Below are 19,036 nucleotides of genomic sequence, written 5' to 3'. Positions count from 1 at the left end.
GACTTAGTTCCCAAACATCAGTGCTGTCAGCACAAAATCCAATCCCAATACGGCTAACGACGAGTGCACGACGGTTCGGGTCGTTGCACGGCTGATTCCCTCAGACGTCGGGATCGCGTCATAACCATTAAACAGAGCAATCCAGGTGACGGTAATCGCGAATACGATACTTTTTATCACACAGTTCAAGACATCCTGACGCCAGTCAACCGCGCCCTGCATGGCAGACCAGAAGAACCCGCTGTCGATACCTTTCCAGTCCACGCCGACCAACGCGCCGCCCCAAATGCCCACGGCGACAAAAATCACGGCCAGCAGCGGCATGCTGATGAGCCCCGCCCAGAAACGTGGGGCGATAACGCGGCGCAGCGGGTCGACGGCCATCATCTCCATGCTGGAGAGCTGTTCCGTCGCCTTCATCAGGCCGATTTCCGCCGTCAACGCCGAGCCCGCGCGTCCGGCAAACAGCAGTGCCGTCACCACCGGGCCGAGTTCGCGCAGCAGAGACAGCGCCACCATCATACCCAGGCTGGCCTCGGCGCTGTACGTCGTCAGAATGATATACCCCTGCAAACCCAGCACCATGCCGATGAACAAACCGGAAACCATGATGATGAGCAGCGACTGCACGCCGACGCTGTAGAGCTGTTTCACCAACAGCGGCCACTGTTTTTTGAATTCAGGCTTCCCCACCAGCGCATTAAACAGCATCAGCCCGGCGCGCCCAAACACGGCACTGGTGGAAAGCCCCTGACGCCCCAGCGACGCCAACGTCCGTAATAACATGACTGCGTTAACCTCCAGAACCTAACAGCGACGTTTTATAGTCGCCCGCAGGAAAACGGAAAGGCACCGGCCCATCGGCGATACCATCCAAAAACTGGCGAACGCGTGGGTCGTTGTTCGCCCTCAGTTGGTCCGCCGTCCCTTCCGCCACGACCTGTTTATCGGCCACGATATACGCATAATCCGCGATGCTCATCACCTCAGGTACGTCGTGGGAAACCACAATGCAGGTCACGCCCAGCGCATGATTCAACTCATCGATAAGCTTCACCAGCGTCCCCAGCGTGATCGGATCCTGCCCGACAAAAGGCTCATCAAACATAATCAACTGCGGGTCAAGCGCAATGGCCCGCGCCAGCGCGGCGCGGCGCGCCATACCACCGGAAAGCTCCGCCGGCATTAAGGCTTCCGCACCGCGTAGCCCCACCGCTTCCAGCGTCATCATCACGATGCTATGCAACAGAGATTCCGGTAACGTTGTATGTTCACGCAGCGGCCAGGCGACATTATCAAAGACGTTCAGATCGGTGAATAGCGCCCCGGACTGAAACAACATGCTCATTTTCTTGCGGGCGTTGTACAGTTTGCGACGCGACAGCGTCGGAATATTCTCGCCATCAAACCAGATTTCGCCGCTATCCGGCTGTAGCTGCCCACCTATCAGGCGCAGCAGGGTCGTTTTACCAATACCGGAAGGCCCCATGATCGCAGTGATCTTACCTTTAGGAACATTCAGCGTGATATCCGTAAAAATCTCACGCTCTCCGCGCCGAAAGCTAAGACCACGGACCTCGACCAGATTCGTCACCTCATGGCTCATTATTTCCATTCCTTACCAAACAGTACGTCAGTACACCGGATGGCTACATGCATTTTCGCAAAACACGGACTGTGACCAACACAGTGTATTACACGAACGCGAACGTAACAGTTACTTCACCTCAGCCTAACGGCTGGTTCTCATTAACGTGCGAATTTTACAAAAAATTACCGTCGGTTATTGACCAAAATGGCGTCATAAGCCATTACCTGATGTTACTTATCGTGACAGGTTTTACTTTTTCGCTAAGCGCCGTCAGAATTAACACGCATCACAGAAAAATGCTTTTTGCGCGAAATTTGTCCCCAAACTGACTCATTCGACAACAAGCCAGTGATTATATCCTATTAAAGGACGCTGCATGCTCTTTGCGACACTTCTCTTATGTATTGGTTTACTTTTGCTGGTTTACGGTGCCGATCGTCTCGTCTATGGCGCAGCAGTGCTTGCCCGCTCTCTCGGCTTACCGCCGTTTGTCATCGGCATCACGATTGTCGGTTTCGGCACTTCGCTCCCTGAGTTGATCGTTTCCGTCACCGCCGCCTTAAACGATCAGAATGACATGGCTGTGGGCAATGTCATGGGGTCGAATATCGCCAATATCTTGTTAATTCTCGGCAGCGCGGCGCTGATCCGTCCACTGACGGTGCATTCAGACCTGCTACGCCGGGAACTCCCGCTCATGCTGTCGGTCACTTTATTGTGCGGCATTTTACTGCATGATAGCGACCTGAGCCGCGCTGACGGCATGCTGTTGCTCTTTTCCGCCATTCTGTGTCTGGTGCTGATACTCCGCATGGCGCAACTGGCGCAGCAGGGGGGCGATATATTAGCGCGTGAGCAGTTAGCGGAACTGCCGCAGGATGACAGTAACCAGATGGTCGCCGTGTTATGGCTGATTCTCGGCATGATTATTTTACCCATGGCGGCCCGCATGGTGGTGGATAACGCCACTGTGATTGCGCGCTACTTTAACATCAGCGAGCTGACTATCGGGCTGACCGTGTTGGCCATCGGCACCAGCCTGCCAGAACTGGCGACCGCCATCGTGGGAACCTTGAAGAAAGAAGATGATATTGCGCTGGGCAACCTGGTGGGTTCGAACACGTTTAATATCGCGATAGTGCTGGGCATCCCCGCCCTGCTCTCGCCGGGGTCGCTCGACCCTCAGGTATTCCAGCGCGACTATTGGGTCATGCTGGCAGCCAGCGTGTTATTAACCGCACTGTGCCTCAGTAAAAAACGCCGTATAGGACAAGGCGCGGGCGCATTGTTATGCTGCGCGTTTATCGCCTACCTCGCGGTGTTGTTCCATTTTTCATAACAATCAGGATTATTGGTATGTCACAGTTTGAACAACATGCTCACCTAAACCACCAGCCTGAACAAGGCGCGCCCCATGTCGACTTCGATTTCCAACAGGCGGGTAAACAGGTACTGAGCATCGAGCGCGACGGCCTTGCGCAATTAGATCAATACATTGACGACAATTTTACCCTCGCCTGCCAAAAAATCTTTCACTGTCAGGGCAAAGTCGTCGTGATGGGAATGGGGAAATCCGGTCACATCGGCTGCAAGATGGCCGCCACCTTCGCCAGTACCGGCACCCCCGCGTTTTTTGTGCATCCGGGCGAGGCCAGCCACGGCGACCTCGGCATGGTAACGCCGCACGATATCGTCATCGCCATATCCAATTCGGGCGAATCCCATGAGATTCTCTCCCTGATCCCCGTTCTGAAACGCCTGAATGTGTTCCTGATCTGCATGACCGGCGCGCCTGACAGTACGATGGGCAAAGCCGCAGACATTCACCTGTGTGTCCATGTCCCGCAGGAAGCCTGCCCGCTTGGTCTGGCACCGACCAGCAGCACCACCGCGACGCTGGTCATGGGCGATGCACTGGCCGTAGCGCTGTTGCAGGCGCGCGGCTTTACCGCCGAAGATTTCGCACTTTCGCATCCCGGCGGCGCACTGGGCCGCAAACTTTTACTGCGCGTCAGCGATATCATGCACACCGGAGACGAGATCCCCCATGTCCCACACGATGCGACACTGCGGGATGCGTTGGTGGAAATTACGCGCAAAAATCTGGGTATGACGGTAATCTGCGAGGCAGATATGAAGATTCAGGGCATTTTCACCGATGGTGATCTGCGCCGCATCTTCGACATGAATATTGACTTGAACAGCGCGCGCATTGCTGATGTGATGACCGCAGGCGGTATCCGGGTCGCGCCGCAAACGCTGGCCGTGGACGCGCTTAACCTGATGCAGTCGCGCCACATCACTTCGCTCTTGGTGGCGGAAGAAGATCGGCTGGTCGGTATCGTCCATATGCACGATATGTTGCGGGCTGGCGTGGTTTAAAAAAGAAAGGATAATTGTGAATGAGTGAAGTCAGGGCGCAAACCGATACCTGCTATGGGCCTGTCGACCAACAGGTGCTGGATAAAGCCCGTGAAGTTCGCCTGTTAATCTGCGACGTTGACGGCGTGATGTCCGATGGTCTGATTTACATGGGCAACCACGGCGAAGAACTGAAAGCCTTCAACGTGCGCGATGGCTATGGCATCCGCTGTTTGCTGACATCCGGCATTGATGTCGCCATCATTACCGGGCGTTCCGCAAAACTGTTGGAGGATCGGTGTAAAACGCTGGGCATTACCCATCTCTATCAGGGGCAATCGGATAAGCTTTTGGCCTTCAACGATCTGTTGGATAAACTGTCGCTGGCAGCCCATCAGGTTGCGTATATCGGCGACGATCTGATCGACTGGCCGGTGATGGCGCAGGTCGGGCTGAGCGTCGCCGTTGCGGATGCCCATCCGCTGTTGTTGCCGCGCGCCGATTATGTCACCCGCATCGCGGGAGGACGCGGCGCGGTACGTGAGCTGTGTGATTTGATTTTGTTCTCGCAGGACAAGCTGGAGCATGCCAAAGGGTTGTCAATATGAGTAAAAGCAAGCGTTGGCTAACCGCTTTTCTGGCACTGCTGGTGCTCATTCTCATCGGTTGGAATATGACCGATGAAGATACGGTCACGACGCCGGATATCAACACGCCCGCCGTCCCGGTCTATACCAGCGAAAAAACCAACACTCAGGTATACAGCCCCGCTGGCAAACTGAGCTACAAATTGGTTTCGGAGAAAGCGGAATATTTCAGCGACGATCAGCTCAGTTGGTTTAGCGCGCCCGTTGCCACGCTGTTCAATGAGCAGGGTACGGCGACCTGGTCAGTGCGCGCCAACCGCGCCAAACTGACAAAAGACAGGATGCTCTACCTGTACGGCAACGTAGAGGTGAATAGCCTGACGCAAGACTCGCAGCTTCAGCGCATCACAACGGATAATGCCCAGGTAAATCTGGTGACCCAGGACGTCTCGTCCGATGATGAAGTCACCCTGTACGGCGCCAGCTTTACCTCAAGCGGAATGAAAATGCGCGGTAATCTGCGCAATAAAACGGCCGAGTTGGTCGAAAAGGTAAAAACCTCTTATGAAATCAAAAACCCATAATCTGATGCGTCAAACCCTGATCGCCAGTTCGCTGCTCGCCGCCAGCGTTTCCGCCTTTGCCGTCACGGGTGACAGTAACCAGCCGATTCATATTGACTCGGAGCATCAATCCCTCGACATGCAAGGCAATACGGTGACGTTCACCGGCAATGTCGTGGTCAAACAGGGAACGATCGAGGTGAAAGCCGATAAGGTTGTCGTGACGCGCCCACAGGGCGCGCAAGGCAACGAGGTCGTGGAAGGCTTCGGCAACCCCGTAACCTTCTACCAGATGCAGGACAACGGTAAGCCCGTAAAAGGTCACGCGCAGAAAATCCGCTACGAGCTGGCGAAAGACTTTCTGGTGTTGACGGGGAACGCCTATCTGGAGCAGCAAGACAGCAACGTCAAAGGCGATCGCATCACCTATCTGGTAAAACAGCAGCAGATGGAAGCGACCAGCGAAAAAGGAAAACGCGTGACGACAGTGTTAGTCCCCTCTCAGCTTCAGGAGAAAGAGAACAAGGGCCAGTCTTCTCGTTCTCCACAATCGCAACCACGGATCACTGAATAAGTTATGGCAACATTAACCGCAGAAAATCTGGCCAAAGCGTACAAAGGCCGTAAAGTCGTGGAAAACGTCAGTCTCACCGTCAACTCCGGTGAGATCGTCGGCCTGCTCGGGCCGAACGGCGCCGGGAAGACCACCACGTTCTATATGGTCGTCGGCATTGTCCCGCGGGATGAAGGCCGCATTGTGATTGACGACGACGACATCAGCCTGCTGCCGTTGCACGAACGCGCGCTGCGCGGCATCGGCTATCTGCCGCAGGAAGCCTCTATTTTCCGTCGCCTGAGCGTCTATGATAACCTGATGGCGGTATTGCAGATCCGCAAAGATCTCACGACGGAGCAACAGGAAGATCGCGCGAACGAACTCATGGATGAATTCCATATTCCCCATTTGCGCGATAGTCTGGGACAATCACTGTCCGGAGGGGAACGGCGCCGCGTGGAAATTGCCCGCGCGCTGGCGGCCAACCCGAAATTTATCCTGCTGGACGAGCCGTTTGCCGGCGTGGATCCTATCTCCGTACTGGATATAAAAAAAATCATTGAGCATCTGCGTGACAGCGGGCTTGGCGTGTTGATTACCGACCATAACGTCCGCGAAACGCTTGATGTGTGTGAACGAGCCTACATCGTGAGTCAGGGAAACCTCATCGCCCACGGTTCGCCGGCCGATATTCTGGCCAATGAACAGGTAAAACGCGTCTATCTGGGCGAAGGTTTCCGACTCTGATAGGGTAATTTTTTCTCTTGCAGTACTGATGGGACGTTAGCGCGATTTATGAAGCAAGGTTTGCAACTCAGGCTTAGCCAGCAACTGGCCATGACTCCACAGCTCCAACAGGCGATCCGCTTGCTGCAACTGTCCACGCTTGAACTGCAACAAGAGATTCAACAGGCGCTGGAAAGCAATCCGTTGCTCGAACAGGCGGATCACCACGATGAGATCGCGTCCGTTGAAAAAGCGGACAGCGATTCATTAGATACCGGCGAAGCCCTTGAGCAAAGGGACATGCCGGAAGAACTGCCGCTCGACGCCACCTGGGATGAGATTTACTCGGCCGGCACGCCGTCGGGCACCGGCACCGACTATCGTGATGAAGAACGCCCAATCTATCAGGGCGAAACCACGCAAACGCTCCAGGATTACTTAATGTGGCAGGTTGAGCTGACGCCATTTTCAGACACCGATGCCGCCATTGCTACCTCGATCGTTGATGCGGTGGACAACACCGGCTACCTGACCGTGCCGTTGGAGGACATTCTGGAGAGCATCGGCGACGACGATGTGACGCTGGAAGAAGTTGAAGCCGTGCTTAAACGCGTGCAGCGCTTTGACCCTGTCGGCGTCGCCGCACGCGATCTGCGCGACTGCCTGCTGGTACAGCTTTCTCAGTATGCCAACGGCACGCCGCGTCTGGCCGAAGCACGCCTGATCGTCAGCGAGCATCTCGATCTGTTAGGCAACCATGATTTCCGCAGCCTGATCCGCATCACGCGCCTGAAAGAAGATGAGCTGAAAGAAGCGCTGGCGCTCATCCAGTCGCTTGATCCCAGACCGGGACAGTCGATTAACACCGGTGAATCGGAATATGTGATCCCCGACGTACTGGTGCGTAAAGTCCAAAACCGCTGGGTCGTTGAACTCAACACCGACAGCATTCCCAGACTGCAAATTAATCAGCAATACGCGGCGCTGGGCAACAGCGCACGCAATGACAGCGACGGACAATTTATCCGCAGCAACCTGCAAGAGGCGCGCTGGCTCATCAAGAGCCTCGAAAGCCGCAACGACACGCTGCTGAAAGTCACCCGCTGTATCGTCGAACAACAGCAGGATTTCTTCGAGCAGGGTGAAGAATTCATGAAGCCGATGGTGCTGGCCGACATCGCGCAGGCCGTGGAGATGCATGAATCCACCATCTCGCGCGTGACGACACAGAAGTTCCTGAACAGCCCTCGCGGCATTTTTGAGCTAAAATATTTCTTCTCCAGCCACGTAAATACCGACAGCGGGGGAGAAGCCTCGTCAACGGCGATCCGTGCGCTGGTGAAGAAACTGATTGCGGCGGAAAACCCCGCGAAACCGTTAAGCGACAGCAAGCTCACGACGCTGCTCTCCGAGCAGGGTATCATCGTGGCGCGCCGTACCGTCGCAAAATACCGAGAGTCTTTATCTATCCCACCATCAAATCAGCGTAAACAGCTGGTTTGATTCCAACTAGAAGGAAGACGCCATGCAGCTCAACATTACCGGACACCACATCGAAATCACCGAACCGCTGCGGGATTTCATCAAGGGTAAGTTTGCCAAGTTAGAGCAGTATTTTGACCGGATTAATCAGGTCAATGTGGTATTGAGAGTGGAGAAAGTTCAGCAAATTGCCGATGCCACGCTCCACGTGAACGGCGGAGAGCTGCATGCAACCTCGGAATCGGAAGATATGTACGCCGCAATAGACGTATTAATTGATAAACTGGCACGACAGCTCAATAAGCATAAAGATAAATTGAAGCAGCACTAATTTTCTTCTTTGCCGCTTGGCAAAGGAACAAACCCGGCCTGTCCATGTGACGGGCCGGGATCACCAGAAGCGAAAAAGCATCGTCAAGTGAAGATAAAATGAACAACGATCCCGAATGGCAACTCAGCACGGTACTACGTCCTGAGTGCACCCGAAGCGCCGTCCACTGCCAGAGTAAGAAACGGGCATTGGAAATTATCAGCGAGCTGGCCGCCAGACAGCTCAACATTCCCTCGCAGATCGTCTTTGATGCCATCCTGACCCGGGAGCGGATGGGCAGCACCGGGATTGGCGGCGGGATCGCGATCCCCCACGGTAAGTTGGAGGACGATAACGCGCCGGGCGCTATCGGCGTTTTCATTCAGTTGGCGCAACCGATCGCATTCGATGCCGTTGATAATCAGGCAGTTGATCTGCTTTTTGCCTTGCTGGTTCCGGCGGAACAATGTAAAACCCATTTACATACCCTGTCGCTTGTCGCCAAGCGGTTGGCGGACAAAACGGTTTGTCGACGCCTGCGGGCGGCGCAAAGCGATGAAGAGCTGTACCAGATTATGACGGAAGCGGGTTAATCGGGCCGTTATCTGCGTGAAAACTGGCGCTTCACGGTAGGAGCGGAGCATGATCGTGTCCGTGCGCGAAGTCGTCATTTTTTATTTTATCAACACAGTGGCAATGAGAAGTTCGCCATCACGTTGCCAGAGGAGAGTCGTCAGATGGTGCTGATGATTGTCAGTGGTCGCTCAGGCTCAGGGAAATCGGTCGCCCTGCGCGCACTGGAAGATATGGGATTCTACTGTGTAGATAACCTGCCCGTTGTGCTGTTGCCGGAACTGGCTAATACGCTTGCGGCGCGCAATATTTCTGCGGCGGTCAGCATTGACGTGCGCAACATGCCGGAATCACCGGAAATCTTCGAGCATGCCATGGAACAGTTGCCGCAGAGCTTCTCGCCTCAGTTGCTGTTCCTCGATGCCGACCGCAATACGCTGATCCGCCGCTACAGCGACACCCGTCGTTTGCACCCGTTATCCAGTAAAAATCTGTCGCTGGAAAGCGCCATCGATGAAGAAAGCGACCTGTTGGAACCCCTGCGTTCACGCGCCGATCTGATTATCGACACCTCAGAGATGTCGGTACACGAACTGGCGGAAATGTTACGCACCCGCCTGCTCGGCAAACGCGAACGCGAACTGACCATGGTGTTCGAATCATTCGGCTTCAAACACGGTATCCCCATCGATGCGGATTATGTCTTTGACGTGCGTTTCCTGCCGAATCCGCACTGGGATCCGAAACTGCGCCCGATGACCGGTCTGGATAAGCCCGTCGCTTCCTTCCTCGACAGGCACACCGAAGTTCACAATTTCATCTATCAGACTCGCAGCTATCTGGAACTGTGGTTGCCGATGCTGGAGACCAATAACCGTAGCTACCTGACTGTCGCCATCGGCTGTACAGGCGGTAAACATCGTTCCGTCTACGTCGCAGAACAGCTGGCAGACTACTTCCGCTCACGCGGTAAAAACGTGCAATCTCGCCACCGTACGCTGGAAAAGCGTAAACCATCTTAATCAGGCCATATATGACAGTCCGGCAAACGGTTGAAATCAAAAACAGGCTGGGCATGCATGCCCGGCCTGCCATGAAACTGTTTGAGCTGGTGCAAAGCTTTGATGCCGAAGTGATATTGCGTAATGAGAGCGGCACCGAAGCCGAAGCCAGCAGCGTTATTGCGATGCTGATGCTGGATTCGGCCAAAGGGCGTTTCATTGAGGTGGAAGCAACAGGCCCGGATGAAATTCAGGCGCTGGCCACCGTAATTGAACTGTTTGAAGCCGGGTTCGACGAAGATTAGATCTTTCCCTGCGGAATATCCTTTTGAGTTCGTGACAGCGAACACTTCACTTTCCTTGCCGAACCTCCTACTATCCCTATCATCATTTTTTATACCCCCCGTTCCTTTGGGCCGGGGGGTTCTTTTTATCAATACCAACTGGAGAGGAGTATGAAGAAACCTAACCTGACAATCAGTGAACTGGATGCAGAACGTCTGGATATGTTATTGGAGCAGCCCGCTTTTGCGGACAGCGATGTTGCGCAGGCGTTGAATGAGGAATTGGATCGCGCAGAGATACTGCCGCCGGAATCCATCCCTTCAGATGTTGTCACCATGAATAGTCGGGTGCGTTTCCGCGATCTGAACACCAACGAAGAGCACATTCGCACGCTGGTATACCCAAGCGCGGTGAAGGACAGTCAGGCACCCCTGTCGGTGATGGCGCCGCTAGGCGCGGCGCTGCTGGGAATGCACGTGGGAAACGCTATCGCCTGGCAGTTGCCAAACGGCGAAGAGACGCGTATCGAAGTCTTAGAGTTACTTTATCAGCCTGAAGCCGCAGGCGAATATCGCCGCTAAGCTGGCGTAACCAGCCAGTGCGGTAAGTAACAGCCGTCGGACTCTGCCGACGGCGACGGTTACCCTGCTGAGTTATTCGCCGGCGATCTTCATCTCAGGCAGCAACACGGAACCACACTGAATGTTGCTCCGGGTTTCAATATCATTCCCTATCGTCACAATATTGCGCAGCATGTCTTTCAGGTTGCCGGCAATCGTGATCTCGCTGACCGGATACTGAATTTCACCGTTTTCGACCCAGAAACCGGACGCCCCACGGGAATAATCCCCCGTTACGCCGCTCACGCCCTGCCCCATCAATTCAGTCACCAACAGCCCCTTGCCCATCTGTTGCAACATACCGTCAAAATCCAGCCCTTGTCCGGCAATGCGCCAGTTATGAATACCGCCGGCATGTCCCGTGCTTTGCAGCCCCAGTTTACGCGCGGAATAACTCGTCAGCAGCCAGGTCTGCAATACCCCGTCTTTAACAATCTCACGCGCCCGCGTGCGCACGCCTTCGCTGTCAAACGGCGTGGAGGCCAGCCCCTTGAGCAAGTGCGGCTGTTCCTCAATCGTCAACCACGCCGGCAGAATCTGCTGACCCAGTTTATCCAGCAGGAAGGTGGATTTGCGATAAACGCTGCCGCCGCTGATTGCGCCCACCAAATGGCCAAACAGGCCGGTCGCCACTTCCGCAGAAAACAGGACCGGCGCCTGCATCGTTGACAGCTTGCGCGGCGACAGGCGGGACAGCGTGCGGCGCGCACACTCTTCGCCCACCCATTCGGGGCTCCGCAAATCGTCCAGCGCTCGACCGACGGTGTAGGCATAATCCCGCTCCATCTCACCGTTAATCTCGGCAATGACGCAACTGGACATGGAGTGACGGCTGGAACAGTAGCTTTGCAGCATGCCGTGGCTATTGCCGAACACCCTAACGCCGTAGTGGCTGTTAAAGCTGCCCCCTTCGGTGTTGGTAATGCGCTTGTCGGCCTGCAATGCCGCCTGCTCTGCACGAGCGGCCAACTCGATACCGCGATCCGCATCCAGCTCAGCCGGATGGAACAGATCGAGATCCGGTGCGTCAAATGCCAGCAGATCCCGATCCGCAGGACCGGCGAACGGATCGACAGAGGTATAGCGTGCGATATCCAACGCCGCCTGTACGGTACGCGCTATCGCATCCGGACTGAGATCGGTAGACGAAGCGCTACCTTTACGCTGCTGGTGATAGACCGTAATGCCCAGCGCGCCGTCGCTATTGAATTCGACATTTTCAACGTCGCCATACCGGGTGCTGACGCTAATGCCCGTCGTTTTTGACACCGCGACTTCCGCCGCATCGGAACCGGCGCGCGCCAGTTCCAGCGCCTGTGCCACCGCGAGTTCCAGCGCTTTACGCTGCTCTGCAACCTGAGTAGTTATCGTCATTGTTCTGCCATAATGAGTGGAAGAAAGCCACCCCTTCCCCCGGAACGGGTAAGATAGAGGGATATGCTGTCACGAGCATAAAAAGGTGTAGCATAATGCTTTCTAGTCTAACAGGATCTACAGACAATTTCGCACAAAGCCTAAACCTGTTAGTATCAGCCTCTTTTTTTCTGGTGGGCGCGCTGTTCACCATCCCGGAGCCGCTATCAATAGCGTTAAGCATTGCTCCTGGACACTTTTTAGGAGCCAACCATGAAGCATAAAGACGAAGACTGGTTAAATGACATCCCGGATAATCAAGAAGACGACGAAGATGATGAAATTATCTGGGTCAGCAAAAGCGAAATAAAACGCGATGCCGAGGCGTTGAAAGATCTCGGGGCGGAGTTGGTTAATCTGGGTAAAAATGCCCTGGAAAAAATCCCGCTGGACGACGATCTGCGTGCCGCGGTGGAGCTGGCGCAGCGGATCAAGAAAGAAGGGCGCCGTCGCCAACTACAGCTGATTGGCAAGCTGTTACGCGCCCGCGACCCGGAGCCGATTCAGACAGCGCTGGATAAGCTGAACAATCGCCATAATCAGCAGGTGGCGCTGTTCCACAAGCTGGAACAATTACGCGATCGTCTAATTACCGAAGGGGACGATGTGATCCCGGATATTCTGGCGTTGTATCCGCACGCTGACCGCCAGCAGTTGCGTTCTCTGGTGCGTAATGCGCAGAAAGAAAAAGCCGCAAACAAACCGCCAAAAGCCGCTCGCCAGATCTTCCAGTATCTGCGTGAACTGGCCGAAACCGAAGCGTAATGGCAACCACAGGATGAGGCGGCTCGTCCTCATCCCATGTGGTCTCGGCGTCTGAACGGGTTTACTGTTTTCTAATCACAACCCGCCCAGATGCCAGGTTTTCACTTCCAGAAATTCATCCAGGCCCAGCACTGAACCTTCACGACCCAACCCGGATTCTTTCACGCCACCGAATGGCGCCAGTTCGGAAGAGACGGCACATTCGTTAATCCCAATCATGCCGCTCTCCAACGCTTCCGCTACGCGAAAAACACGCTGTAGATTCTGGCTGTAGAAATAGGCCGCCAGACCAAACGGCGTATTATTCGCGCGCTGAATCACCTCATCTTCCGTTTTAAAACGGAAACAAGGGGCAACCGGGCCAAAGGTTTCTTCCTGCGCAAGCAACATCTCTTCGCTGGCATCAGCAATCACCGTCGGTTCAAAGAAGCTGTGGCCAAGCGGATGCCGTTTACCGCCGACCAGCACCCGGCCGCCTTTTTCCACCGCATCATTCACATGCTGTTCCACTTTCTCGACGGCGGCGGAATCAATCAGCGGGCCGAGTACAACGCCCTCATCCATCCCGTTGCCGACCTTCAGCGTTTTCACCTCTTCCGCCAGCAAAGACACAAACTTGTCGTAAACGCCATCCTGAATATAAAAACGGTTGGCGCTAACGCACACCTGACCGGCATTGCGGAAACGGTTGGCGATGGCGCCCTTCACCGCCGCCTGAATATCCGCGTCGTCAAAGACGATATAGGGCGCATTGCCGCCCAATTCCATCGAAACGCGCTTCATGGTATCGGCAGCGTTGCGCACCAGCGTTTTTCCCACCGACGTTGAGCCAGTGAAAGAGATTTTGCGCACTTTATCGCTCGCCATCACGGTATCGCTAATCGCCTGCGTATCCCCCGCCACGCCATTGAGCACACCGTCCGGCACGCCCGCCTGTTGCGCCAGCGCCAGCAGCGCAAATGCGGACAGCGGCGTATTATTGGCGGGCTTGATCACGCCGGTGCAGCCCGCCGCCAGTGCAGGCCCGAGCTTACGCGTCAACATCGCCAGCGGGAAATTCCACGGCGTAATCGCCACCACGACCCCGACCGGTTCACGCGTGGCATAAATTTTCGACCCCGGTTTGGCGGGCGGAATAATTTCACCGTTGGCCCGTTTCCCCTGCTCGGCGAACCACTGAATAAAATTCGCCGCATAGATGACTTCGCCTTCGGCTTCCTGTAGCGGCTTGCCCTGCTCGGCGGTCATGAGTTCCGCCAGATAGCGTTTGTTCTGCAAAATCAGTTCGTACCAGCGAAACAAAATTTCGGCGCGCGCCTTCGCGGTTTTACGCTTCCAGCCGGGAAAAGCATCATAGGCGGCGTCAATGGCGGCCTGCGTCTCTTTTTTGCCTGCTTTCGCCACGTTGGCAATAGGTTCACCCGTCGCGGGATTGACGACCTCAAAGGTTGTGCCGCTCTGCTGCCATTTCCCGGCAACAAAGTAGCCCGTTTGAAACAGTTTATGATCCTGAAAATGCTGCCCTGACATCACGTTACCTCCTGAAAAGGGTCATTCCCACAGGTTATGAGAGAAGCGATACCTGATTCAGTATAGAAGCGATGGGCGCAGCCTGCGCCACTCTCGGACTAATCGCGGGTGCACTTAAGCCACTCATCCCGTATGGATTAGCGACTTAGCGCATGCTGGTAATCATGCAGAATCCCGGCCAGTCTTCCCACGGGCAACGTGATGCTCGGGGGAAGCTGGTGCTCCGCCAGCCGCTGTTGGTAACCGTCAAGCTCGTCCAACAACTGCGTGAAATAGCGGCTGCGCGTGGTCTCACGCCGCGCCAAAATCACCTGCTCCGCCGTCGCGCGAATCTGGCGATGGGAGGCCGACAGCATCGCGTTTTGCGGGATATCCAGCGTTCTCAGGCGTTGGTGCATGATGATCAACCACAGCGCGAGACGATACTTGGCAATGTCATCAGGAAAGCGGTTCAGCAACAGGAATAACTGCTGATACAGCGCCGGCAGGTGATTTTCCTTACGCCGCGTCGTGTTGGTCGTCAACGCCGAAACCGCACCATAAACAAAACGGTTCAGCAGCGTTCTGCCGGTATGGGCCTTGGTGTTATCGCGGATCAACAGGATCACCATCATCGCCAGAAAACAGCCGATGATCTGGCCGATCGCGCTGTCCAGAAACGCGTTGATGTTGAAGGTCATCGGGTTATCCAGCACCAGAATATTGATGGTACTGGCTAATGCGCCCAGCGACCCCAGCCGACGTTTTTGTATTTCGATACCAAGAAAGAAGGCCATCGCCCCCAGACTCAGGCATAGCAGCAACATACTTTGCTGCGTCGAGGGCATCACAAAGATAAACATCAACGCCCCCAGCGGTAGCGCGTAGATCGTGCCGAAAAGAAAGTCCTTCGCCATCATCTGGGGGTTCGGCAAACGCATGGCAAGCGACGTCACCACCGCGATCATCACCATACACACGCTGCCTGACGTCCAACCGGTGCTCAACCAGAACAGGCAGCCCAACGCGGTGGCCACGCCGGTACGTAAGCCGTTGATCATGGCATGATGGGTTTCGGCCGATGGGGCTTTAATTTCCACATCGCTGTTGAGCACATCGGCTTCAATCGCATTAATACGCACGTTGGTCTGAACGCCCTTCGCCAACAGCAGATAGCGCGTCGCTGCCCCGACCCAACCGATCAACGTTGGCGGTACGCCGCGGCTGTCTGCCGCAATCAGGTGGCGTAATGCTTTGAGACGGCAATGCACATCGCGAAACGACTCAACCGGCTGATCCAACACCAGTTTCAGGCTGCTTCTTACGTGCGTTGGAACGTCCTGCAAAACCAGGTAGGTTTCACACGCCTGCGTAATCATCGTCAGCGACTGCGTATGCAGCGACGTTAAGCGGCGATTGCTGTTCTGCCAGCGCGAGGACTCCATCATCAGGCTGCTGCGCATGCCGTTTAACGCCGTGGTCTTGCGCACCAGCGCATGCCACGCACGGTCTATCACCGCATTGTCCGCCCCGCTCAGGCTGAGTTGCAGCAACCGATACTGATCCACCAGCAATTCACTGATGCTGCGGTCAACCTCCTGTTTGATCGAACGCGGCGAAAACAGCAAATCTGCCAAAATGGCGCACACAATGCCCAGCACAATCTCACTACAGCGTTCGACGGCAAACTGTGGCGTCAGCAGCGGGGTTCCCTGCGTCGACACAATAATGATTAACGTGGTATAGCCGGACAGCCCGAATATATAGGAATTTTCAATGCTGACCAGCGAGGAAACCCAGGTGCAGAGGCCAGCCCAAAGACAGCACAGCATCAACATCACCACTGGCGCGCGAACGGTGGCGATAATGATGACAAGCGCGCCGATACAGCCAATAAACGTACCAATAACGCGCAACATACCACGGTGGCGAATCGCACCGGAAAATGGCTCGCCGCCCGCGGCGAACGCCGGAACGGCAGCGACAATCGCCGCCGTCAGCACCGACCAGCGGGGCGTTTCCAACTGCAAATGGAACCCCAGAAACAGCGCCAATACGATGGCGAAGCTCAGCTTGAAGGCATAGCGAAAACGCACGAATCCCGGTGTTGTGAACAGCGGGTGTCCTGTCAACCGCAAGTTTCTCATCGCCGTCTCACTTAACCAAATTCACGCAGGCGATAGAGAAAACGGATGAGAGGCGAAGGTTTCTTGTCATTGTTGACCTGCTCGCCGGTGATCACCACCGTTGCCGTCGTACCAGCCGGATACAGGTCGCCCATTTGGCGATCGAGACGGATTTTTACCGGTACGCGCTGCGCCAAACGGACCCATTCCAGATTGGAATCCACATCGGCCAGCCCCTTCGAGTTCGTGCTGTTGCTGTTGCGGTTGCTGGTGCTGCTGCTGGCGCTATTCACCCCAGCCGCGACGCTGTCCACCGTGCCATAAAAGATCTTTTCGCTACCCAACGGGGTAATTTCCGCGCGATAGCCGCGGCGCACGCCTTCCAGCTTGGTTTCTTCCATATACGCCAGCAGGTAGAAGGAGTCTTTTTTAACCAGCGCCACCGCCGTATTACCGCGTTCGATAAACTCACCGCTGTGTACATTCAGATTCGTGATCCAACCGTCGGCAGGGGCTCGCACCACGGTGCGCTCCAGCTCCAGTTTCGCCAACGCCAGTACCGCCTGCGCTTTCGCAAGCTGGTGCGTGGCGGTTTCCAGCGCATTCGTGGACTGATCGATATTTTCCTGCGACATCGCGCTGATGCCCAACCGCGCCCGACGCCCGGATTCCCGGCGTTTTTCCGTTACCAGCGCCTGATAATAAGCCACGTCCGCTTGCGCTTGCGCCACCGCCTGCTGGTAGCGCGGCCGATCGATAACAAACAGTACGTCGCCTTCTTTCACCAGTTGATTGTCCGTGACGCGGACTTCCGTCAGCAACCCGCTGACATCCGGCGCTATCGCCACGACATCCGCCGTAAATTTGGCGTCGCGCGTCCAGGGCGATTCGGTATAGAACGCCCACATGCGAAAGATCGCGACAATGGCGCACAACACAACCACCAGCGTGATGACCACGCGGCTCAGCTTTTTAAGCAGTACGGCCTGTTGTCTGAACAAAGTGACAAAATACGTTTTCACAAATACCTCACAGGCCGAAACGGAACAGTAAATAAAACAGGCAGCAGAACAGCGCGCTATTAAACAGCGCCGGATGCCAGACGAAGTCATAGATCCCCGTCGGCTGTAGCAGACGATTTACGACAAAAAACAGCGCCAGCGACACCAGCAAGACAAAAAATACCGGGGGAAATGACAGCCCGAACAACACCATAACCGGGAGTGAACTCATCCTCTTTTCCTTTTCTCAAATAGGTGACGGTAACGAACAGGCGCGCTACCGGATGCAAAATCATACCGAGTGATGGTGCCGTTGTGCGGAAGACAAAAATGCGTTATCGCGCAGGCTGGCCGCCAGCGGATCGGGTACGTTAAACTCATGAGTTGCAATGTCAGTATAGACTGGCTGGCAGTGAACAATCAGGGACAACGATAAGCATTATGCCCGTTGGCTTTCAGGTTAAGATAAGAGATTCACCTGACGGGCGGCGAAGAATGTGCCGCCCGGCACCATTAGATACGCTATATTATGGATGGTTATTATCACCTTATCTACATAGTGTGATCTAAATCACTTTTAAGTCAGAGTGAATAATGGAAAGACTAAAGAGTATGTCGGTGTTTGCCAAGGTCGTGGAGTTTGGCTCTTTTACCGCCGCCGCCCGTCAGTTGCAGATGAGCGTATCTGCCGTCAGCCAAACCGTCACCAAGCTCGAAAACCAGCTACAAATCAAGCTGCTTAACCGCAGCACGCGCAGCATCGGCCTGACGGAAGCCGGGAAGATTTACTATCACGGCTGCTGCCGCATGCTGCATGAAGCGCATGAAGTCCACGAGCAGCTCTATGCATTCAATAACACGCCAATCGGTACGTTGCGCATCGGTAGTTCATCCACCATGGCGCAAAATGTGTTATCGACGATGACCGCCGCGATGTTGAAGGAGTACCCCGGCCTATCCGTCAATCTGGTCACCGGGATCCCGGCCCCCGACCTGATTGCCGACGGGCTGGATATCGTTATCCGCGTCGGCGCGCTACAGGATTCGAGCCTGTTCTCCACACGCTTAGGCTCGATGCCAATGGTGGTCTGCGCCGCCAAAAGCTATCTGGCGCAGCACGGCACGCCGGAGAAACCGGCGGATATGGTGAATTTTTCCTGGCTGGAGTATAGCGTGCGGCCAGACAGCGAATTCGAGCTGATCGCCCCCGAAGGCATTTCGACGCCCGTCACGCCACATGGCCGCTTTGTCACTAACGATCCCCAAACGCTGGTACGCTGGCTGAAAGTTGGCGCCGGTATCGCTTACGTGCCGCTGATGTGGGTTGTCGACGAAATCAATCGTGGCGACATCGAGATTCTGTTCAACCGTTATCATTCCGATCCCCGCCCGGTCTACGCACTCTATACCCGCAAAGATAACCTGCCGCTGAAAGTACAGGTGTGCATCAATTACATGACGGAATACTTCAAAAACGTTGCGCTGACGTATCAGGGTTATCGGCAACATGATCGGGATGAACAAAAACCGCGCTAATAAAGCGCGGTTCCGACAAACATCAGAGGGC

General features: G+C 55.2%; 21 protein-coding genes. 14 read left to right on the top strand and 7 right to left on the bottom strand.

Annotated features, from left to right (window positions below; genetic code table 11):
• Positions 1–3 precede the first annotated feature (3 nt).
• Both mlaE and mlaF read right to left on the bottom strand, forming a co-directional pair.
• Positions 4–786 (bottom strand): lipid asymmetry maintenance ABC transporter permease subunit MlaE, encoded by a 783-nt coding sequence (gene mlaE / locus EDC54_RS04625; protein ID WP_132453766.1) that lies wholly within the window; start codon positions 784–786, stop codon positions 4–6.
• A 7-nt stretch (positions 787–793) separates the two neighbouring features.
• Positions 794–1,606 (bottom strand): phospholipid ABC transporter ATP-binding protein MlaF, encoded by an 813-nt coding sequence (mlaF, locus tag EDC54_RS04620; RefSeq protein WP_132453764.1) that lies wholly within the window; start codon positions 1,604–1,606, stop codon positions 794–796.
• A gap of 361 nt (positions 1,607–1,967) precedes the next feature.
• On the opposite strand from mlaF, the gene EDC54_RS04615 reads away from it, so the two are divergent.
• From EDC54_RS04615 to rnk, 12 genes are all read left to right on the top strand, one after another.
• Positions 1,968–2,930, top strand: a complete 963-nt coding sequence (locus EDC54_RS04615; RefSeq protein WP_132453762.1) for a calcium/sodium antiporter — start codon at positions 1,968–1,970, stop codon at positions 2,928–2,930.
• Between the two features lie 17 nt (positions 2,931–2,947).
• The gene (kdsD, locus tag EDC54_RS04610; protein ID WP_132453760.1) at positions 2,948–3,973 is read left to right on the top strand and encodes an arabinose-5-phosphate isomerase KdsD; all 1,026 of its coding nucleotides are present in this window, start codon (positions 2,948–2,950) and stop codon (positions 3,971–3,973) included.
• Positions 3,974–3,993: 20 nt separating this feature from the next.
• On the top strand, positions 3,994–4,560 hold the full coding sequence (kdsC, locus tag EDC54_RS04605) for a 3-deoxy-manno-octulosonate-8-phosphatase KdsC (RefSeq protein ID WP_132453758.1): 567 nt from the start codon (positions 3,994–3,996) through the stop codon (positions 4,558–4,560).
• On the top strand, positions 4,557–5,123 hold the full coding sequence (lptC, locus tag EDC54_RS04600) for an LPS export ABC transporter periplasmic protein LptC (protein WP_132453756.1): 567 nt from the start codon (positions 4,557–4,559) through the stop codon (positions 5,121–5,123). Before kdsC ends, lptC begins: the two co-directional genes overlap by 4 nt.
• Positions 5,104–5,676: a lipopolysaccharide ABC transporter substrate-binding protein LptA gene (gene lptA / locus EDC54_RS04595; RefSeq protein ID WP_132453754.1), complete on the top strand. Its 573-nt coding sequence runs from the start codon at positions 5,104–5,106 to the stop codon at positions 5,674–5,676. The genes lptC and lptA overlap by 20 nt, the downstream gene beginning before the upstream one ends.
• 3 nt (positions 5,677–5,679) lie before the next feature.
• Entirely contained in the window at positions 5,680–6,405 is a 726-nt protein-coding gene (lptB, locus tag EDC54_RS04590) for an LPS export ABC transporter ATP-binding protein (RefSeq protein WP_132453752.1), read from the top strand.
• 48 nt (positions 6,406–6,453) lie between these two features.
• Positions 6,454–7,887 carry an RNA polymerase factor sigma-54 gene (gene rpoN / locus EDC54_RS04585; RefSeq protein WP_132453750.1) on the top strand — a complete coding sequence of 478 codons (1,434 nt, stop codon included), beginning with the start codon at positions 6,454–6,456 and terminating at the stop codon, positions 7,885–7,887.
• A gap of 22 nt (positions 7,888–7,909) precedes the next feature.
• Positions 7,910–8,197 carry a ribosome hibernation promoting factor gene (gene hpf / locus EDC54_RS04580; protein WP_132453748.1) on the top strand — a complete coding sequence of 96 codons (288 nt, stop codon included), beginning with the start codon at positions 7,910–7,912 and terminating at the stop codon, positions 8,195–8,197.
• A gap of 98 nt (positions 8,198–8,295) precedes the next feature.
• Complete coding sequence (gene ptsN, locus EDC54_RS04575) at positions 8,296–8,769, top strand: PTS IIA-like nitrogen regulatory protein PtsN (protein ID WP_132453746.1); 474 nt, start codon at positions 8,296–8,298, stop codon at positions 8,767–8,769.
• A 144-nt stretch (positions 8,770–8,913) separates the two neighbouring features.
• Positions 8,914–9,771, top strand: coding sequence for an RNase adapter RapZ (gene rapZ / locus EDC54_RS04570; RefSeq protein WP_132453744.1), 858 nt, complete (start codon positions 8,914–8,916; stop codon positions 9,769–9,771).
• An 11-nt stretch (positions 9,772–9,782) separates the two neighbouring features.
• Positions 9,783–10,055, top strand: a complete 273-nt coding sequence (gene npr / locus EDC54_RS04565; protein WP_132453742.1) for a PTS phosphocarrier protein NPr — start codon at positions 9,783–9,785, stop codon at positions 10,053–10,055.
• Positions 10,056–10,205: 150 nt separating this feature from the next.
• Positions 10,206–10,616 (top strand): nucleoside diphosphate kinase regulator, encoded by a 411-nt coding sequence (gene rnk / locus EDC54_RS04560; RefSeq protein WP_132453740.1) that lies wholly within the window; start codon positions 10,206–10,208, stop codon positions 10,614–10,616.
• A 72-nt stretch (positions 10,617–10,688) separates the two neighbouring features.
• Here rnk and pmbA read toward each other — a convergent pair whose 3' ends face one another.
• On the bottom strand, positions 10,689–12,029 hold the full coding sequence (gene pmbA / locus EDC54_RS04555; RefSeq protein ID WP_132453738.1) for a metalloprotease PmbA: 1,341 nt from the start codon (positions 12,027–12,029) through the stop codon (positions 10,689–10,691).
• 252 nt (positions 12,030–12,281) lie between these two features.
• Here pmbA and yjgA point away from each other — a divergent pair, with 252 nt between their 5' ends.
• Positions 12,282–12,833 carry a ribosome biogenesis factor YjgA gene (gene yjgA, locus EDC54_RS04550; RefSeq protein WP_132453736.1) on the top strand — a complete coding sequence of 184 codons (552 nt, stop codon included), beginning with the start codon at positions 12,282–12,284 and terminating at the stop codon, positions 12,831–12,833.
• A gap of 75 nt (positions 12,834–12,908) precedes the next feature.
• Here yjgA and EDC54_RS04545 read toward each other — a convergent pair whose 3' ends face one another.
• The 4 genes from EDC54_RS04545 to aaeX form a co-directional block, all read right to left on the bottom strand.
• On the bottom strand, positions 12,909–14,363 hold the full coding sequence (locus EDC54_RS04545; RefSeq protein ID WP_132453734.1) for an NAD-dependent succinate-semialdehyde dehydrogenase: 1,455 nt from the start codon (positions 14,361–14,363) through the stop codon (positions 12,909–12,911).
• Between the two features lie 137 nt (positions 14,364–14,500).
• Positions 14,501–16,489, bottom strand: a complete 1,989-nt coding sequence (gene aaeB / locus EDC54_RS04540; protein WP_132453732.1) for a p-hydroxybenzoic acid efflux pump subunit AaeB — start codon at positions 16,487–16,489, stop codon at positions 14,501–14,503.
• A gap of 11 nt (positions 16,490–16,500) precedes the next feature.
• Positions 16,501–17,490: a p-hydroxybenzoic acid efflux pump subunit AaeA gene (gene aaeA / locus EDC54_RS04535; protein WP_132453730.1), complete on the bottom strand. Its 990-nt coding sequence runs from the start codon at positions 17,488–17,490 to the stop codon at positions 16,501–16,503.
• A 7-nt stretch (positions 17,491–17,497) separates the two neighbouring features.
• A complete protein-coding gene (gene aaeX, locus EDC54_RS04530; protein WP_132453728.1) occupies positions 17,498–17,701 on the bottom strand; it encodes a p-hydroxybenzoic acid efflux pump operon protein AaeX in 204 nt (67 codons plus the stop codon).
• A gap of 362 nt (positions 17,702–18,063) precedes the next feature.
• Between aaeX and aaeR the strand changes: the two genes are divergently transcribed.
• The gene (gene aaeR, locus EDC54_RS04525) at positions 18,064–19,005 is read left to right on the top strand and encodes an HTH-type transcriptional activator AaeR (protein WP_132453726.1); all 942 of its coding nucleotides are present in this window, start codon (positions 18,064–18,066) and stop codon (positions 19,003–19,005) included.
• Positions 19,006–19,036: the final 31 nt, after the last annotated feature.

Origin of the sequence: Samsonia erythrinae (assembly GCF_004342665.1) — a bacterium.
Lineage (GTDB): Bacteria > Pseudomonadota > Gammaproteobacteria > Enterobacterales > Enterobacteriaceae > Samsonia > Samsonia erythrinae.
The sequence above is the reverse complement of the archived record's forward strand: the minus strand, read 5'-3'. Positions and strand labels throughout refer to the sequence as shown.

What these genes read in the sequence shown, in the direction of transcription:
- rpoN (WP_132453750.1), top strand. Translation starts at nt 6,454, where the DNA reads ATGAAGCAAGGTTTGCAACTCAGGCTTAGCCAGCAACTGGCCATGACT.
- mlaE (WP_132453766.1), bottom strand. Translation starts at nt 786, where the DNA reads ATGTTATTACGGACGTTGGCGTCGCTGGGGCGTCAGGGGCTTTCCACC.
- npr (WP_132453742.1), top strand. Translation starts at nt 9,783, where the DNA reads ATGACAGTCCGGCAAACGGTTGAAATCAAAAACAGGCTGGGCATGCAT.
- lptB (WP_132453752.1), top strand. Translation starts at nt 5,680, where the DNA reads ATGGCAACATTAACCGCAGAAAATCTGGCCAAAGCGTACAAAGGCCGT.
- rnk (WP_132453740.1), top strand. Translation starts at nt 10,206, where the DNA reads ATGAAGAAACCTAACCTGACAATCAGTGAACTGGATGCAGAACGTCTG.
- kdsC (WP_132453758.1), top strand. Translation starts at nt 3,994, where the DNA reads ATGAGTGAAGTCAGGGCGCAAACCGATACCTGCTATGGGCCTGTCGAC.
- aaeR (WP_132453726.1), top strand. Translation starts at nt 18,064, where the DNA reads ATGGAAAGACTAAAGAGTATGTCGGTGTTTGCCAAGGTCGTGGAGTTT.
- ptsN (WP_132453746.1), top strand. Translation starts at nt 8,296, where the DNA reads ATGAACAACGATCCCGAATGGCAACTCAGCACGGTACTACGTCCTGAG.
- yjgA (WP_132453736.1), top strand. Translation starts at nt 12,282, where the DNA reads ATGAAGCATAAAGACGAAGACTGGTTAAATGACATCCCGGATAATCAA.
- lptC (WP_132453756.1), top strand. Translation starts at nt 4,557, where the DNA reads ATGAGTAAAAGCAAGCGTTGGCTAACCGCTTTTCTGGCACTGCTGGTG.
- EDC54_RS04615 (WP_132453762.1), top strand. Translation starts at nt 1,968, where the DNA reads ATGCTCTTTGCGACACTTCTCTTATGTATTGGTTTACTTTTGCTGGTT.
- rapZ (WP_132453744.1), top strand. Translation starts at nt 8,914, where the DNA reads ATGGTGCTGATGATTGTCAGTGGTCGCTCAGGCTCAGGGAAATCGGTC.
- aaeX (WP_132453728.1), bottom strand. Translation starts at nt 17,701, where the DNA reads ATGAGTTCACTCCCGGTTATGGTGTTGTTCGGGCTGTCATTTCCCCCG.
- kdsD (WP_132453760.1), top strand. Translation starts at nt 2,948, where the DNA reads ATGTCACAGTTTGAACAACATGCTCACCTAAACCACCAGCCTGAACAA.
- hpf (WP_132453748.1), top strand. Translation starts at nt 7,910, where the DNA reads ATGCAGCTCAACATTACCGGACACCACATCGAAATCACCGAACCGCTG.
- lptA (WP_132453754.1), top strand. Translation starts at nt 5,104, where the DNA reads ATGAAATCAAAAACCCATAATCTGATGCGTCAAACCCTGATCGCCAGT.
- aaeB (WP_132453732.1), bottom strand. Translation starts at nt 16,489, where the DNA reads ATGAGAAACTTGCGGTTGACAGGACACCCGCTGTTCACAACACCGGGA.
- mlaF (WP_132453764.1), bottom strand. Translation starts at nt 1,606, where the DNA reads ATGAGCCATGAGGTGACGAATCTGGTCGAGGTCCGTGGTCTTAGCTTT.
- EDC54_RS04545 (WP_132453734.1), bottom strand. Translation starts at nt 14,363, where the DNA reads ATGTCAGGGCAGCATTTTCAGGATCATAAACTGTTTCAAACGGGCTAC.
- pmbA (WP_132453738.1), bottom strand. Translation starts at nt 12,029, where the DNA reads ATGACGATAACTACTCAGGTTGCAGAGCAGCGTAAAGCGCTGGAACTC.